The following is a 15,156-nucleotide window of genomic DNA, read 5'->3' as shown; positions in this document are numbered from 1 at the left end:
CCCGCGGTCGGTGGACGCGCGGGGGCACGGCTCGACGACGTGTGGGCCGTCGAGGCGGCAGGGAGCGGGTCGCGGCAGGGGCCGCGACCGAGGTCAAGGTGCTGCGTGGACCAGGACGGGAGGGGCGCGGCCCATGACCGCGCCGCGGCCGGGGGCGGCGGGGGCGGGGGACGCCGAGGCGAGGACGAGGACGCCCCGCCCCTGGGAGGCGGGGCGACGAAGGAGGCGCGGGACCGAGCGCATGGTCAGCCACGACCACAGGGTCCACAGCGCCCGGTCGGCATGGGTCAGGAGCACCGAGACGACGAGGGTCGCGAGCACGTGCGCGGCGAGCATGGGCACGGGGTTCTCGGCGGCGTGCGCGTGCGCGGGCGCCGGGGACGCCGCGAGGAGTGCGCACTGCTCGAACGTGTAGTGCAGGACGACCTGGCCCAGACCGAGGACGCCCAGGAGGAGCGGCAGCGCCAGACGGCGGCCCAGGACTCCGCGCAGCATCACGGCCGTGAGCATCACGAGGACCACGACCGGGACGGCTCCCGGTGCCGCACCCCCGGCGAGGCGGTGCGAGACCAGGGACAGCCCGACGACCGCGGTGGCGAGCAACCCTGCTCGAACCCCGCGCAGCAGACCGACCGCCGGCGACAGCACGCGACGACTGTAGCGGGCAGGGCGTCAGAAGAGGACCCCTTGTCCAGGAATGCGTCCGGTGACGGCGGTGGGCCGACCTCGGGCGACGCCGCGTGGACGACGACGGGGCCGCCGTCCCGGTAGGACGGCGGCCCCGTCACCGCCGGTGTGTCGGCGGGTGGTGAGAAGACGCGCCCGTCAGAGCACGCGGACCACGGGCCCGGTCACTGCGCCGAGGCGCCCGACGGCGAGCCCCTTGGTGACGGACCAGGCCGGCCCCTCGATCGTGAACGTCGTGACGTCGGTCGTCGAGGCCGACCGGGAGAGGTTGATGCCCCAGGCGTTCGCGGTGATCTCGAGGTGCACCCAGTCGCACGTGCCGGCGTCGAGGCGGAACGTGTTCCCGGTGCGGGTCAGGTCGAACGTGCAGGGCCCGGCGTCGACCGGCGCCGCGCTCGCGGACGGTGCGAGGGCGACGACTGCGGCGACGAGGGCGGAGACGGCCAGGGCGCGCTTTCCTGTGGTTCGCATGGAGCTCCTTTGCTGCGAGGGAGGGGACGTCGTCGTCCCCCGGACCTGTCCAGTCCATCCTGGACGCCGGTGCCAGGACATCCGTGAAAACCCTTCCATGGACATTTCACCCTGTACGGGGAATCCCTCACACGCCGCCCGCGAACCCCGTCTGTCGCCAGGCCTCGTAGATCGCGATCGACGCGCTGTTGGTCAGGTTGAGCGACCGGCGGCCGGGCAGCATGGGGATCTTGACGTGGTCGGTGATCCGGGGGTGGGCCAGGACGTCGTCGGGCAGTCCCGTGGGTTCGGGGCCGAACAGCAGCACGTCGCCCGGGCGGTACTCGACGTCGGTGTGCCGGGTCGTGGCCTTGGTCGTGAACGCGAAGACGCGCGCCTCGGGCATCGAGGCCAGGGCGGCGTCGAGGTCGGCGTGGACCTCCATCGCGGCGAGGTCGTGGTAGTCGAGGCCCGCGCGGCGGAGCTTGGGCTCGTCGAGGTCGAAGCCCAGGGGTTCGACGAGGTGCAGGCGCGCGCCGGTCACGGCCGCGAGCCGGATCGCGTTGCCCGTGTTGCCGGGGATGCGCGGCTCGAAGAACACGAGGTGGGGCAGCGTCGGGGCGGGGCGCTCGGCGTCGGTGCCGAGGTGCGGGCGCCAGTCTTCTGCGCCGGTGACCCCGGGCGACGGTGCGGGCACGGGGGAGGAGGAGACGTCGTCGGGCATGGTCCCGATTCTCCCACCGCACCTGCCCCCCACGTGTCAGAACGAGCGTGACCTCCAGACCACGCTCGTTCTGACACACGCGAGGTCAGCCCCTCTGCGTGAGCGCGGCCTCGTCGACCTCGTGCTGCAGTGGTTCGCCCGCGAGGAAGCGCGCGATCTCCTCGACCACGATCGAACCCTGCCGCAGCCGCCCCTGGACCGTCGCGGCCGCGTGGTGCGGGGTGAGGAGCACGTTCGGCAAGGTCCGGAAGGGGTGGTCGACGGGCAGCGGTTCGGCGTCGAACACGTCGAGCGCCGCGTCGATCCGTCCGCTCGCGACCTCGCGCAGCAGGGCTTCCTCGTCGGTCAGCCAGGACCGGGCGGTGTTGACGAGCCCGGCGCCGTCGGGCATGAGCGCGAGCTCGCGTGCCCCGACGAGGTGGTGCGTCTCGGGCAGCGTGGGCGCGTGGACCATGGTGATGCGGCTCGTCGCGAGCAGGTCGTCGAGGCTCAGAAGCGCGACGCCCAGGGCCCGGGCGTCCGCGGCCGACAGCGTCGGGTCCGCGACCACGACCTCGGCCCCGAGCGCGCGGAGCATCGTGATCGCCGCGCGCCCGGTCCGGGACGCGCCGATCACGCCGACGCGCGTGCCCGCGATCTCGTACCGCGGGGGCGCGGCCTCGGCGTCCTCCCACGAGGCACCCGACGCGAGGCCGTGGTGGAACCGCGGGAGCTGGTGGAGCAGGGCCATGGCGAACACGACCGACACCTCGCCGACCGACTGCGCCATTCCCTGCCCGGCCTGCGTCACGCGCACGCCGCGCGCGAACAGCTCGGGCGTGACGAAGGGCTTGACGCTCGCGCCCGTGTGCGCGACGAGGCGCAGGTCCGGCAGGCCGTCGAGCAGCGCGGCGTCGAGGCGCGGGGTGCCCCACGAGATGACGAGCACCTGCGCACGCGAGGGGCCCGACGGCGCAGCGCCCGTCCGGGCATCGAGCGTCGCACCCAGCGTGGCCGGGTCGTCGACGAGGACGACGTCGGTCAGCGCCGTGAGCGTCTCCCACGCCGCGGGCGCGAAGAACTCGGCCCGCAGCGCGGGGGAGACGCTGACGACGCTCGGGGTGCGGCTCATCGCAGGATCATCCCAGCCACGCGTCGAGGTGCTCGGCGATGAACGCGTCGTCCGACGCGCCGAGCCACGGGTACGCGGCCGTGACGCGCGTGAGCTCGTCGGCCTGCCCGGGGGACAGCGTCTCGGCGGGGTCGAGGCACCAGATGCCTTCGAGGAGTCCCTGGCGTCGCAGGACCTCGTGCACCCCGGCGATGACGCCCGCGAAGTCGTTCGGGGAGTCGAACACCGCGGCGTTGGCGTCGGCGAGCGCGGTCTGCCGGGCGACCAGGAGGCGCAGGGCCGCGTCGTCGGGCACGGTGAGCGTGCCGTTGGGGGCGACGCCGCGCGCGGCCTGGGCGAGGCGCAGGGTCTCGACCGCCCCGCGCGTCCACACGGCCCACTGACCGAGCAGGCCGCCCACGAAGCGTGCGGTGTACGGGCTCGCGCTCCCCGCGACCGGGACGTCGACCTGGGAGACCAGGTCGGCGATGATCGCGTCGTCGTTGCCCGTGTAGAGCGAGATCTGGTCGGCGCGGCCGGACTCGGCCACGCCGCGCAGCACGTCGATGGTCCGGTACCGGTCGAACGGCGCGGCCTTGACCGCGACCACGGCCTCGATCGCGGCGAACTCGCGCCAGAAGTCGACCGAGAGCCGCGGCCCGCCGATCGCCTCCTGGAGGTAGAAGCCGATCACGGGCAGGACCTCGCCCACGGCCCGCGCGCGGTCGAGCAGGTAGCGCTCGACCTCCTCGCGCGTGCCGCTCAGCCCCGCGACACGCGGTGCGAGGAGCACCGCGTCGTAGCCGAGCTCCGCGGCGACCTGGGCCTCGGCCACGGCCTGGGCCGTCGGTCCCGAGGCTCCGGCGACCTGGACGAGCGGGCGCGGGCCGGTGACCGTGGACCCCGCGGGCGCGTGCCCGCCCGTCGTCTCGCGCGAGACCTCGGCCGCCATCTCGAGCACGGGCCGGTACAGCCCGACGTCGCGGATCTCGAACTGCGTCGTGTGCACGCCCACGGCCACGCCGCCCGCCCCGGCCGCGTGGTAGTACCGCGTCAGGGCGCGCTGCCGGCGCTCGTCGAACCGGCGGTCGGCGGTCAGCGCGAGCGGCTGAGCCGGGACGACCGTGCCGGCGCGCAGGAGCGCGAGCGACTCGGGCTTCATGGCGTCGACCACCGAGCCCATCAGAACTTCCCGTCGCGCACGGTGAACTTGGTGGCCTTGCCGCTCGTCGGCAGACCCGCGGCGAGCCACTGCGCCTGCCAGTCGACGAGCGTGCGCAGCGAGACGTCGGGGTAGCCGAACAGCTCGTGGCACAGGCTCGCGTCGTTGAGCAGGGCCGTGCCGGCCTCGGTGCCCGTGAACGACACCTCGCGGCCCAGGCCCGCGCCGAGCAGCCCCGCGAGGCGACGCACCGACGCGGTCTCCGGGCCCGTGAGGTTGACCGTGAACGCGGGGGACGACGCGTGGCCGAGCGCGCGCAGCGCGACCTCGTTCGCGTACCCCTGCCACACGACGTTGACGTGGCTCGTGGTCAGGTCGACCGGTTCGCCCGCGAGGAGCGGCGCCGCGACGTCGCACAGCACGCCGTAGCGCAGGTCGACCGCGTAGTTGAGGCGGATGTTCGCGACCTTGGTGCCGCGCGTGAGGGCCGCGTGCTGGAACAGGCGCTCGCGCCCGAGGCAGCTCATGGCGTACTCGCCGACGGGCCCGGTCGGGTCGTCCTCGGAGCAGCCGCCCGAGGACACGGGCACGAGCGGGTAGACGTTCCCGGTCGAGAACGCGGCGATGGTCGAGTCCGCGTAGCGGCGCGCGACGTCGCTCACGAGCGCGGCGTTCGCGGCCCACGCGAGCGAGGGGGCCGACGACGTGCCGAACTTGGCGCCGACCATGTAGACGACGTCGGCGCCGTCGGGCAGGCCGGCCAGGACGGCCGGGTCGCCCGTCATGAGGTCCGCCGTCACGACGTGCACGCCCGCGTCGCGCAGGTGGTCGGCCTGGGCCGGGTCCGACCAGCGCGAGACCGCGTGGACCGCGTCACCGGTGCGGCCCGCGGCGTCGAGCGCGCGCCGGGCGAGGACCGTGAGGCTCGGGCCCATCTTGCCGCCCGCTCCCAGGACGACCAGGTCGCCCGAGCGGGCGGCCATGTCCGCGACGAGCGCGGGGGAGGGCGTGGTGAGCAGGTCCTCGAGCTCGGCGAGCGAGGAGGGACCGGCGGAGCGCCCGACGGCGGAGGCACCGGCGGGAGCGACGGCGGCGGGCAGGGGGCTGGGTGAGGTCGAAGACACGAGTGCTATCCCTTGATTCCGGACATGGTGACGCCCTCCTGGAAGTAGCGCTGGGCCACGAGGTAGGCGGCGAAGATCGGCACGAAGGAGATGGTCGCGCCGGCGAGGATCATGTTGAGCGGCACGTCCTGCTGCTGCAGCGACGCGATGCCCACGGTCAGGGTCCAGTGGTCGGTGCCCTGGCCCATGATGAGCGGCCACAGGAAGTCGTTCCAGTGCCACAGGAAGACGAACGTGCCGAGCGTCGCGAGGATCGGCTTGCACAGCGGCAGCACGATGCGCGTGAAGATGCGCCACTCGGACGCGCCGTCGAGCTTGGCCGCCTCGAAGAGGTCGTCGGGCATGTCCATGATGAACTGCCGCATGAGGAACACCGCCTGGGCGTTCGCGAGCGTCGGCAGGATCAGGCCCCAGTAGGTGTCCAGGCCGCCGACCTGCGCCATGAGGATGAACGTCGGGATGAGGGTCACGTGGTACGGGACCATGACCATCGCGAGGAACGACCAGAACATGGCCTCGCGGCCCGGGAACTTCTTCTTCGCGAACGCGTAGCCGGCCATCGCGGAGAACGCGAGGACCAGGACCACGGACACGACCGAGTAGATGAGCGTGTTCCCGAACCAGGTCCAGATGTTCCCCGCGCCGAGCACGCGGTCGTACGCCGCGAAGCCCAGGTTCGTGGGGATCAGGCTCTGCGGGAACTGGATCGCCGCGGCCGGCTTGAGCGAGAGGACGACCATCGCGTAGAACGGGAAGATCGTCACGACCGCCGCGAGGCTCAGCACGACGTAGCGCACGACCTTGCCGCGCCACGTCAGGTCCATGCCCGAGCTCTTGCTGCGCCTGCGGCGTGGTGTCAGGGCAGGCGAGGTGGTGGTGCCGGCAGCGGTCCCGGGGTGCCCCGGGGTGCCGGGGGTGGCGAGCGTGGTCACTTGTCCCTCCCGATGAGGCGACGCTGCACCAACGCAACGACGATGGTGATGATGAACAGCGCGACGCCGAGCGTGCTGGCGTAGCCGAGGTCGAAGTACTTGAAGCCCTGGTCGTAGATCTGGTAGACGAGGCTGTAGCTCGCGCGGGCGGGCCCGCCGCCCGTCATGGTGTAGACGAGGTCGAAGATCTGGAACGACGCCGTGGTCTCGATGACCGCCAGGAAGAACAGCGTCGGCTTGAGCTGCGGCATGATGATGTGCCAGAACCGGTGCCAGGCGTTCGCGCCGTCGAGCGCCGCGGCCTCCTCGAGCTCACGCGGCAGGTCCTGCATGCGGGCCAGGAGGATGAGCATCCCGTACCCGAAGCGCGACCAGATCGACACGAGCGCCAGGGCCGGCAGGACCAGGGTCGTGCTCCCCAGCCACGAGTCCGTCGACAGCCCGATGAGGCCCATGAGCTGCGACCACGGGCCGCCCGTCGAGAAGACCCACGTGAACACCGTCGCGGCGAGCACCAGGCTCGTGACGACCGGCAGGAAGAACACCGAGCGGTAGAAGCCCGAGCCACGGAACGAGCGACGGACCAGCAGCGCCATGAAGGTCGAGATCGCGAGCGACAACGGCACGATCAGGACGCTGAGGATCAGGGTCACGCGCATCGCGGACCAGAAGATCGGGTCGTTGACCATGCGCTCGAAGTTGTCGAGGCCGGTCCACTCGGCGGTGCCGCCGATCGTGTACTCGAAGAAGCTGAGCCCCACGCCCGCGATTGCCGGTCCGAACCGGAAGGCGAGGAAGAGCAGGAAGGCCGGGAGCGCGAAGAGCAGGCCGATCCGGGCCTCGCGGCGGGCCATGGTGCGGCGAAACGCTGATGGTCCTGTCGGGCCTGTCGGCGCGCTTCCGCCCGAGGGGCGCGAGGACCCACCGGACGGTGCCTGCGCGACGGTCGTGGCGCCGTCGGGCACGGAGCCCTCGAGGCCGGGACCGAGGACGTCTCCGGACGGGGTGGTTGCTGTCATGGGGTTCTTCTCCTTCGCCTCACCGGGCCGAGGGCCGCGTCAGCGGCGGCCACCCGGCCCGGTGGGTGTGGTGCGAGATCAGCCGAGGAGCGGGTTCGCGGCGGCGGCCGCGTCCTTCATGGCCTGCTCAGGGGTCTTCTGGCCGATGAGCGCGGCCTGGATCTCCGGGGCGAGGATGCCCATGACCTCGCGCGACTTCTCGTTGAGGTCGCCGGAGGTCGTGGCGTCGAGCGTGGCCTCGAGCGCGGCCATGGTCGCGTCGTCGCCGTACAGGCCCGTCTGCGAGGTGTACGGCGTGAACCAGCCCGCAGCCTTCGCGTACTCGGCCGAGGCCTCGGGCCGCGTCGCGAACGCGAGCCACTTGCCCGCCGCGTCCAGGTTCTCGGCCTTCTTCATGAGGGCCAGCGAACCGACCGTGCCGTAGCCGATCGACTCGGCCTGCTTGAGGGAGGGGAGCACGACCGTGTTCTCTTCACCCCAGAAGCTCGCGACGTCGCCGGGGCCCTGCTGCCACGTGCAGGCGATCTTGCCCTGCGCGGTGCGGGTCTGCTCGAACGCCGGGATGGTCGTCAGCAGGTCCTTCTCGACGAAGCCGCCCTCGGCCAGGTCCGTGACGAACTGGAGCGCCTCGACGCCCTCGGGCGAGTCGAACGCGACCTCCGTGCCGTCCTCCGAGAACACCGAGCCGCCCGCCTGCCACAGCAGCGGGTAGAAGGACTCGTTGAGCGTCGCGTCGACCGCGCCCCAGTAGTTCGTGACGTCGTACCCGGCGTCCTTGAACTTCGGGGCCAGGGCCATCAGGTCGTCCCACGTGGCCGGGTAGTTGCCCGACTCGCCGATCGCGTCGAACGCCGCGGCGTTGCACACGAGCGGCTTCGAGTTCATGATCAGCGGCGCGCCCATCATGGCCCCGTCGATGCTCACCGACTTCGCGGCGTTCTCGCGCAGGTCGCCCGTGTTGTCGGTGATGTAGTTGTCGACCGCCGCGAGGGACTTCGCGTACTTCGGGAGCTGGTCCGGGATGAGGTAGACGACGTCGGGGCCCTTGCCGCCCGCGATGCCCGTCGCGAGCGTCTCGTCACGACCCGCCCACGGGTAGATCTCGACCTTGACGTCGACGTCCGGGTTCTCCTTGGTGAACTCGGCGATCTGCGTGTCCCAGAACGCCTTGTGGGCCGCCTCGTCAGCGATGACGGGGTAGGTCCACATGGTGACGGACCCCGAGGCCGCGCCGTCCGAGGGGACGGGGGTCGAGCCGCCGGCCGCGTCGCCGCCACCGCAGGCCGTGAGAGCGCCGAGGGCGGTGATCGCTGCCAGAGCGGTCACCACGTGCTTCTTCGGCATGGTCATTTTCGTGCTCCTTTGACGTCGAATGATGACTACCGTGCTGGTTGATCCGTGTGCTGTTGAGCCCGCCAAGCGCATCGTCGCGCCCTGCGGGGTGCTGCTCTGCCCGGGCGGCCGGAGGGCCGCCCGGACGGGACGTGCTGCTAACGGGCCGGGACCTCGACGACGGTGCGCGAGTGCCGCGACTCCTCGGCCGCGAACACGGCGAGGTGGCTCTGGAGGGACTCGACGGCACCCGACCGGACGTGGCTCGGGTCCCCCGTCGCGACCGCACGGACGAACGCGTCCATGACGCCCGAGTCGCCGCCGCCGTGGTCGTCGGCCGCGTTGGTCGCGCCGTGGTGACCCGAGTCGTGGACCGTGACCGAGCCGTCCCGGAAGTCCGTGACCCGGATCTTCTCGCCGTCGCCGTCGAGGCAGCCGTGGGTCCCGAAGATCTGCGTCTTGCGGTGGTCCTGCTCCGAGAAGGCCGTCATGGTGAACGTCGCCGCGCCGCCGCCCTCGAGCTCCATCGCGACGACCTGGTGGTCCACGACGTCGTTGTCCGAGGCGTAGACGCACCGGCCGTAGTCGCCCGTGCGCAGCGCCTCGATCACCGACGCCTCGTCGGTGCCGTCCGTGACGACCGTGACGGGCCAGATCGCGCCCTTCTCGCGCAGCGTGCCCAGGTACAGGCGCGGCGCGGAGTAGGGGCACGTCGGTTCGAGCGGGCAGTCCAGGCAGCGGTCCGCAGCGCCCTCGGGACGCTCCTCGGGCCGGAAGTGCTTGAGCGAGCCGAAGCTCGCGACGGTCGTGATCCGCTTGCCCGTGACGTACCGGATCCAGTCCAGGTCGTGGCTCGACTTGGCGAGCAGCATGGGGCTCGACGTCTTCTCCGAGCGCCACGGGCCGCGCACGTACGAGTGCGCGTCGTGCCACCAGCCGACCGGCTCGAGGTGCTGCACGTTGACGATCTCGCCCAGGACGCCCGAGTCCACGACCGACTTCATGAGGTCCGTGTACGGCATGTAGCGCATGACGTGGCACACGCCGAACAGGACGCCCGCGGCCTCGACCGCGTCGACGACGTCGCGGCACTCCTCGGCGCTCGGGGCGAGCGGCTTCTCGACGAGGATCGCGTAGCCCTGCGCGGCGAGAGCCACGACCGGGTCGCGGTGCTCGCGGTCCTGCGTCGCGACGATGACCATGTCCGCGAGAGGGGCCGGGGTGCCTGCTGCGACCAGGTCCTCCCAGTCCGCGAACTGTGCGACGGGGGCGGCGTCGGGGGTCGCAGCGGCCGCGCCGTCGCTCACGAGGGACCGCTGGAACGGGCGCGGGTCTGCGACCGCGACCAGGCGCGCACGGTCGGGGTGCGCGGCGATCCAGCGTGCGTAGGTCTGACCACGGTTGCCGGCGCCCACGAGGGCGACGGTCACGGGTGCGTCATTGCGGGTCACGAGCGGTCCTTGCGTCGTTGCGGGGGCTGCGGGGGTGGGGCTGGTGGTGCTGGTCGAACGCTCGGTGGGGGCCGAGAGCCGGGCGAGTACGGCTTTATTTGCTATTTGCTATAGCAACTATGCCAGATGATCCTGCGCCCTGACAGCCCGTCAGGTCAACTTGCGACCGAGTCGTGATCTTCGGTCGGTGCCGAGAACGGGGTTGAGGTCGTCACATCACGGTTGACGACCTCAACCCCGTGGTCGAGGCGGACTGGCCCGCGTCAGAGGATGAGCGTGCCCGTCGTGGAGACCGTCGGGCCGTCGGCCGGGATCGCGACGCGCTGCACGCCGCTCTCCACGTTGCCCGAGTGCAGGAGGTAGGAGCCTGCGCCGAACGCGCCGTCGGCGAGCTGGAGGCGACCACCCGTGAAGGTGGAGCCCACGGCCGACCAGCGATTGATACCTGTGTCTAGCTTCACGTGACCAGTGTCACCCGACGCGGCCACCGATCGTGCACCGTCCAGGTTCCAGGTGACGGGCTTGTCCGCCTTCGCCCGGCTCAGGAACGTGCCACCCGCGGGTGATCCCTCGAGCCGCGCCCCGTCGCCGACCCGGACGGTCTGCTCGGCGGTGCCCGCCGCGACGACCGCGACGTTGCGCACCACGCCGCCACGGATCGTCAGGTCCCCCGACGCCGTCACGGTGCCCTTGCCCTCGGCCGCCTCGAGCGTGCACTGGTCCAGGACCACCTGGCCCGAGCCCGCGAACGACGCACCCTCCAGCCCGTTCAAGGTCGTGCGGACCAGGTGGATCGGGTTGGTCACGGTGGCCTGCGTGATCGGCGTCCCCGGCAGGACGTTGAAGCGCGAGCCCTCGATCACGTTGGGGCGCTTCGAGCGGCTCGACGCCTGCGACACGATCAGGGTGTCGTCGGCCTGGCAGCCGCGCAGCTGGACGCCGTCGGCGTTGACCCACAGCATGCCCGAGCCCGCGAGGCCCTCCTTGCGGATGACCTGGACGTCCTCGAGCGTCAGGTCGGTGACCTTGACGCGTGCCACGAACCACGAGCACACGTGCTTGCTGACCGTGATGCGCTTGGCCGACGAGCCCCACGCCGCACCCGAGTTGGCGAACGTCATGAGCCCGGAGTTCCCGACGTACGTCAGGTCGTGCTCGTACTGGCCGTGCGTGACGAACGGGCCCTGGTCGTCGCCGTCGCCGTGGCAGTTCTCCACGAGACCGTACGCCGAGGCCGTCCAGTCGTTGAGGTGGCGGCAGTTCGAGGTGTGGCAGTCGGACACGTGCCCGTACAGGCAGTAGATCTGCTGCGTGAGGTAGCCCGCGCCGCCCCACGTGATCGAGGCCGGGTTGGCGAGCGAGCAGCGCGACGTCGTGAAGAACGTCGACCACCGGCGCATGACCAGAGGCCAGAACGTCGCGACCCCGTGCACGTTCTCGACGTCGCAGCTCACCGCGTACTCGAACGCGAGCGGGTGAGACCCCGTGTACTGGTCGCCGCCCGCGACGCCCACGAACGACAGGTTGCGCACGTGCACCTGCTGCACGGGCTCGACCTTGGTCCACGTGAGCGTGCGCCCTGCGGCGAGCTCCCAGCCGTTGAGGTAGTTGACGCGCACGTGCGTCGCGTCGACGATCTGCGTGACCTGGACCTGGAGCTGCAGCTCGCGCTCCCACTTGCCCGCGAGGGCGTTGACCTCGAGCGCGTACCACTCGCCCACGGCGTACTGCGAGGAGTCGGCGACCTCGAAGTCGTCGCGCAGCTCGGGCATGACGGCCGTGAGCTTGTGGGTGCGGACGTCGTCGGTGACGGTGCCGCGGAAGAACAGGACGGCTGCGAACGGGTCGTCCTGCCCGGCCTTCTCGATGCCCTCGGTCGTCATGGTGTGCCCGCCGAAGTCGAGCTCGAGGTGCGAGCGCGTGAACCGGTGGCGGCGCACGAAGTTGAGGTCGGAGTGCGCCTCGATGCGGCTCACGGTCGGGTCGTTCACGAGTGCGTCGAGCGCGTCGTCGGCCGGGGTGTCCTTCCCGAACAGCCCGAACCAGCGGAAGTCGGCCGTGCCGGTGTGGAGCGTGTGCCACCGCCCCTTGCCCGGAGCGTCCTTCGGGGCCAGCACGGTGCCGCCGTTGGCCGCCGCCTCGCTCTTCGCGTCGTAGCGGACGAGGCGTGCGGCGCCGTCGCCCGGCGTGGCGTGGCCGAGGAGCTGGACGACCGTCCCGTCGTCGATCTTCTTCGCGCGCCAGCCCACGAGCTGGGCGACGGACGCCGCGACCAGGACCTCGTCGTCGGGCTCGTCCTTCTTCAGGGGCAGCACGCCCGACGGCGCCGCGGCGGTCGGCGTGGCGGCTGCGGCCGGGTGCGTGCCCATCAGGGCGCCAGCGGCCACGAGGCCGCCGATCCCGGCGACGCGCAGCAGGTTGCGGCGCGAGGGGGCCTCGACCGTGGGGGCCTGGCGGGGCGAGGTCGGCGTCGTCGCCGGTTCGCCGGGGGTCTGTCCGGACGTGAGGAGGTTCGTCATCTGCAGGGGCCTTTCATCAGGGGTTCTTCCGGGTGGGCAGGGGGAGCTCGTGCGGTTCACAGCGCGAGCGAGTCGGTGACGAGGACGTGGTCGCCCTCGGGGAAGCCGGTGCGGTCGACGCCCTGCTCGACGCAGCCGGACTGGAGCACGCGCGTGGTCGGTGCCAGGTCGTAGCGACCGCCGCGCAGGCGCGTGCCGACCGCGGTCAGCGTGTCGGTGCCCGCGAGGGCGACGTGGGCGGTGGTCCCGCTCGCGGCGAGCGTCGCGCCCCGCAGGTCCACCTGGACCGTCCCGGGGCCAGGTGCCCGCGAGACCAGGGCGCCCGCCGTCGTCGTGCCGGAGAGCTCCGCCCCGCGGACCGTGAGCCGCTGGTCGCGGACCCCGCTGAGCTGGATGCCCGCGCCCGTGAGGGTCCCGCCGTTGACCGTGACGTCGGTCGACCCGACGAGCGCGGGGGCCGCGGGAGCGGCCTCGTCGGTCGAGCCGACGAACGTGCAGTCGGTGAACGTGACCGGCCCCGCGCCGCGCAGGATCGTGCCGTCGAACCCGGTGAATCCGGTCCGGACGAAGTGGACCGGGTTGGCGACGGGCGTCTGGTGCAGCACGCTGGCGACCGGCAGCGAGAAGTGGCAGTCCTCGATGACGTTGGGCCGCTTCGACAGGTTCGAGCGCTGCGCGACCGCGAAGAACGACGCGGTGCACCCGCGCATCTGCACGCCGTCGGCGTTGACCGTGAGGCTGCCCTGCTGGTCGAACGTCGAGCGCGCGACGACGTGCACGTCCTCCAGCGTCAGGTCGGTGATCTTGGTGCTCACCGTGAACCACGAGGCCACGTGTCCCTTGACCGTGATGCGCTTGGCGCTGATGCCCCACTGCGCCCCCGAGTTGGCGATGTCCATGAGGCCGCTGTTGCCCTGGAACACGAGGTCGTGCTCGTACTGGCCGTGCGTCGTGAACGGGTTGCCGCCCTGGTCGTCGCCGTCGCCGTGGCAGTTCTCGACGAGGCAGTACGCCGAGGCCGTGAGGTCGTTGAGGTGGCGGGCGTTGTGCGAGCGGCAGTCCGCGACGCGTCCGTACAGGCAGTAGATCTGCTGCGTGAGGTAGCCCGCGCCGCCGTAGAAGACCGTGGGCGGGTTCGCGACCGAGCAGCGTTCGGTCGCGAAGAACGTGTTCCAGCGGCGCATGATGACGGGCCACCACGTCCTGGAGCCGTGCACGTCCGACACGTCGCAGCGCACCGCGAACTCGTACGCGACCGGGTGCGAGCCGGTGTACTCGCGGTCGTCGGGCAGCTCGCCGTTGAGGGGGCCGTCGTAGGGGCCGGCCCCGACGAACGTCATGTTCCGCACGTGCACCTGCTCGACGGGCACGACCTTGCGCCACTCGAGCACGCGGCCCGGGGCGAGCTCCCAGCCGTTGCGGTAGTCGACGCGCACGTGCGCCGCGTCGACGACCTCGGTGACCTGCACGAGCCGCTGGAGCTCGCGCTCGTCGCGCCCGCCGCCCGGCCGGGGGTCGACCTGCACGGTCCACCAGTCGCCGACCGCGAACGCGGACGAGTCCGCGACCTCGAACACGTCGCGCTGGTCGGGCAGGGTCTCGGCGAGCGTGCGCTGCTGGGCCACGTCGGTCACGGTCCCCTGGAAGAACAGAACGGCGCCGAACGGGTTGTCGTGCGCGTTGCGCTCGATGCCCTCGGTCGTGATCGTCCGGCCGCCGAAGTCGAGCTCGAGGTGCGAGCGCGCGTAGGTGTGGCGGCGCACGAAGTTGAGGTCGGTGTGCCCCTCGATGCGGCTCACGGTCGGGTCGTTCACGAGCGCATCGAGCGCGTCGTCGGCACTGCCCGTGGGGGCGTCGGCGCCGAAGATCCCGAACCAGCGGAAGTCGGCCGTGCCGGTGTGGAGCGTGTGCCACCGGCCGCGGCCGGTCGCGCCGAGGGGGGCCAGCACGGTGCCGCCGTTGGGGGCCGCCTCGCTCGTGGCGTCGTAGCGGACCAGGCGTGCGGCGCCGTCGCCGGGGGTCGCATGGCCCAGGAGCCGGACGACGGTCCCGTCGTCGATCTTCTTCGCGCGCCAGCCCACGAGCTGGGCGACGGACGACGCGACGAGGACCTCGTCGTCGGGCTCGTCCTTGCTCAGGCCCAGCGGTGCGGCGAGGGCTGCGGGCGCCGTGCCCGTGGACAGCGCGAACGCGGTCGCGGTCAGCGCGCCCATGCCCGCGACGCGCAGCAGGCTGCGGCGCGAGGGGTCGGCGGGGGCTGCGGGGTCGGGGGAGAGGTCGGGGGCTGCCGCGCTCTCGCGGGCAGTCAGGGGGGTCTTCACGTGGGTCACCCTTCGGACGGGTCGATGAGACGGGTCCGTTCAGGCGTGGCCGACGCGCGGCAACGGGCGTGCGGGTGGAGTCCGTCGGGCCGGGGCTGCGGTGACCGGGGACGGGAGTGCGAGGGAACGGTTCAGGCTGGGCGCGGCAGGCCGCGACAGCAGGATGGATGCGCTTCGTTGCGTCCGGATGAACCGGGCATTTCCCGGAGATTAGGCCGGTGCTATAGCAATGTCAAGAGGTTGGTGACGACTCGCCAGGTCCGCCGAGGCGAGAGCATCGAGATGCGGCCAACGGGGGTTCGCGGCGCCCGCAGACCCCCGTTGGCCGCATCTCGACGACGGCGC

Annotated in this window: 12 protein-coding genes; all 12 read right to left on the bottom strand. The window is 72.0% G+C overall.

The window, feature by feature from the left end; translation table 11 throughout:
• Nucleotides 1-93: 93 nt before the first annotated feature.
• The 12 genes from JOD49_RS07365 to JOD49_RS07310 all read right to left on the bottom strand — a co-directional run bounded on the left by JOD49_RS07365 (nucleotide 94) and on the right by JOD49_RS07310 (nucleotide 14,811).
• Nucleotides 94-648, bottom strand: a complete 555-nt coding sequence (locus JOD49_RS07365; protein ID WP_205306590.1) for a hypothetical protein — start codon at nucleotides 646-648, stop codon at nucleotides 94-96.
• Between the two features lie 177 nt (nucleotides 649-825).
• The gene (locus JOD49_RS07360) at nucleotides 826-1,158 is read right to left on the bottom strand and encodes a hypothetical protein (protein WP_205306589.1); all 333 of its coding nucleotides are present in this window, start codon (nucleotides 1,156-1,158) and stop codon (nucleotides 826-828) included.
• A 127-nt stretch (nucleotides 1,159-1,285) separates the two neighbouring features.
• Nucleotides 1,286-1,750, bottom strand: a complete 465-nt coding sequence (locus tag JOD49_RS07355; protein ID WP_239526049.1) for a tRNA (cytidine(34)-2'-O)-methyltransferase — start codon at nucleotides 1,748-1,750, stop codon at nucleotides 1,286-1,288.
• Between the two features lie 196 nt (nucleotides 1,751-1,946).
• Nucleotides 1,947-2,972, bottom strand: a complete 1,026-nt coding sequence (locus JOD49_RS07350) for a hydroxyacid dehydrogenase (RefSeq protein ID WP_205306587.1) — start codon at nucleotides 2,970-2,972, stop codon at nucleotides 1,947-1,949.
• Between the two features lie 7 nt (nucleotides 2,973-2,979).
• Nucleotides 2,980-4,134, bottom strand: coding sequence for a dihydrodipicolinate synthase family protein (locus JOD49_RS07345; RefSeq protein WP_239525161.1), 1,155 nt, complete (start codon nucleotides 4,132-4,134; stop codon nucleotides 2,980-2,982).
• Entirely contained in the window at nucleotides 4,134-5,237 is a 1,104-nt protein-coding gene (locus tag JOD49_RS07340; protein WP_307822435.1) for an NAD-dependent epimerase/dehydratase family protein, read from the bottom strand. The genes JOD49_RS07345 and JOD49_RS07340 overlap by 1 nt, the downstream gene beginning before the upstream one ends.
• A 5-nt stretch (nucleotides 5,238-5,242) precedes the next feature.
• The gene (locus JOD49_RS07335; RefSeq protein WP_051703238.1) at nucleotides 5,243-6,169 is read right to left on the bottom strand and encodes a carbohydrate ABC transporter permease; all 927 of its coding nucleotides are present in this window, start codon (nucleotides 6,167-6,169) and stop codon (nucleotides 5,243-5,245) included.
• The gene (locus JOD49_RS07330; RefSeq protein WP_239525160.1) at nucleotides 6,166-7,188 is read right to left on the bottom strand and encodes a carbohydrate ABC transporter permease; all 1,023 of its coding nucleotides are present in this window, start codon (nucleotides 7,186-7,188) and stop codon (nucleotides 6,166-6,168) included. Before JOD49_RS07330 ends, JOD49_RS07335 begins: the two co-directional genes overlap by 4 nt.
• Nucleotides 7,189-7,266: 78 nt before the next feature.
• Nucleotides 7,267-8,538 (bottom strand): ABC transporter substrate-binding protein, encoded by a 1,272-nt coding sequence (locus tag JOD49_RS07325; protein WP_205306586.1) that lies wholly within the window; start codon nucleotides 8,536-8,538, stop codon nucleotides 7,267-7,269.
• Between the two features lie 140 nt (nucleotides 8,539-8,678).
• The gene (locus tag JOD49_RS07320) at nucleotides 8,679-9,971 is read right to left on the bottom strand and encodes a Gfo/Idh/MocA family protein (RefSeq protein WP_205306585.1); all 1,293 of its coding nucleotides are present in this window, start codon (nucleotides 9,969-9,971) and stop codon (nucleotides 8,679-8,681) included.
• 263 nt (nucleotides 9,972-10,234) lie between these two features.
• Nucleotides 10,235-12,490, bottom strand: a complete 2,256-nt coding sequence (locus JOD49_RS07315; RefSeq protein ID WP_205306584.1) for a peptidase C14 — start codon at nucleotides 12,488-12,490, stop codon at nucleotides 10,235-10,237.
• A 56-nt stretch (nucleotides 12,491-12,546) separates the two neighbouring features.
• Nucleotides 12,547-14,811: a peptidase C14 gene (locus JOD49_RS07310; RefSeq protein ID WP_307822434.1), complete on the bottom strand. Its 2,265-nt coding sequence runs from the start codon at nucleotides 14,809-14,811 to the stop codon at nucleotides 12,547-12,549.
• Between the last annotated feature and the right edge of the window lie 345 nt (nucleotides 14,812-15,156).

The organism is Oerskovia jenensis (assembly GCF_016907235.1).
Classification (GTDB): Bacteria; Actinomycetota; Actinomycetes; order Actinomycetales; family Cellulomonadaceae; genus Oerskovia; species Oerskovia jenensis.
This window is presented reverse-complemented; position numbering and strand designations above follow the sequence as displayed.

What these genes read in the sequence shown, in the direction of transcription:
- JOD49_RS07345 (WP_239525161.1), bottom strand. Translation starts at nt 4,134, where the DNA reads ATGGGCTCGGTGGTCGACGCCATGAAGCCCGAGTCGCTCGCGCTCCTG.
- JOD49_RS07325 (WP_205306586.1), bottom strand. Translation starts at nt 8,538, where the DNA reads ATGACCATGCCGAAGAAGCACGTGGTGACCGCTCTGGCAGCGATCACC.
- JOD49_RS07315 (WP_205306584.1), bottom strand. Translation starts at nt 12,490, where the DNA reads ATGACGAACCTCCTCACGTCCGGACAGACCCCCGGCGAACCGGCGACG.
- JOD49_RS07330 (WP_239525160.1), bottom strand. Translation starts at nt 7,188, where the DNA reads ATGACAGCAACCACCCCGTCCGGAGACGTCCTCGGTCCCGGCCTCGAG.
- JOD49_RS07360 (WP_205306589.1), bottom strand. Translation starts at nt 1,158, where the DNA reads ATGCGAACCACAGGAAAGCGCGCCCTGGCCGTCTCCGCCCTCGTCGCC.
- JOD49_RS07350 (WP_205306587.1), bottom strand. Translation starts at nt 2,972, where the DNA reads ATGAGCCGCACCCCGAGCGTCGTCAGCGTCTCCCCCGCGCTGCGGGCC.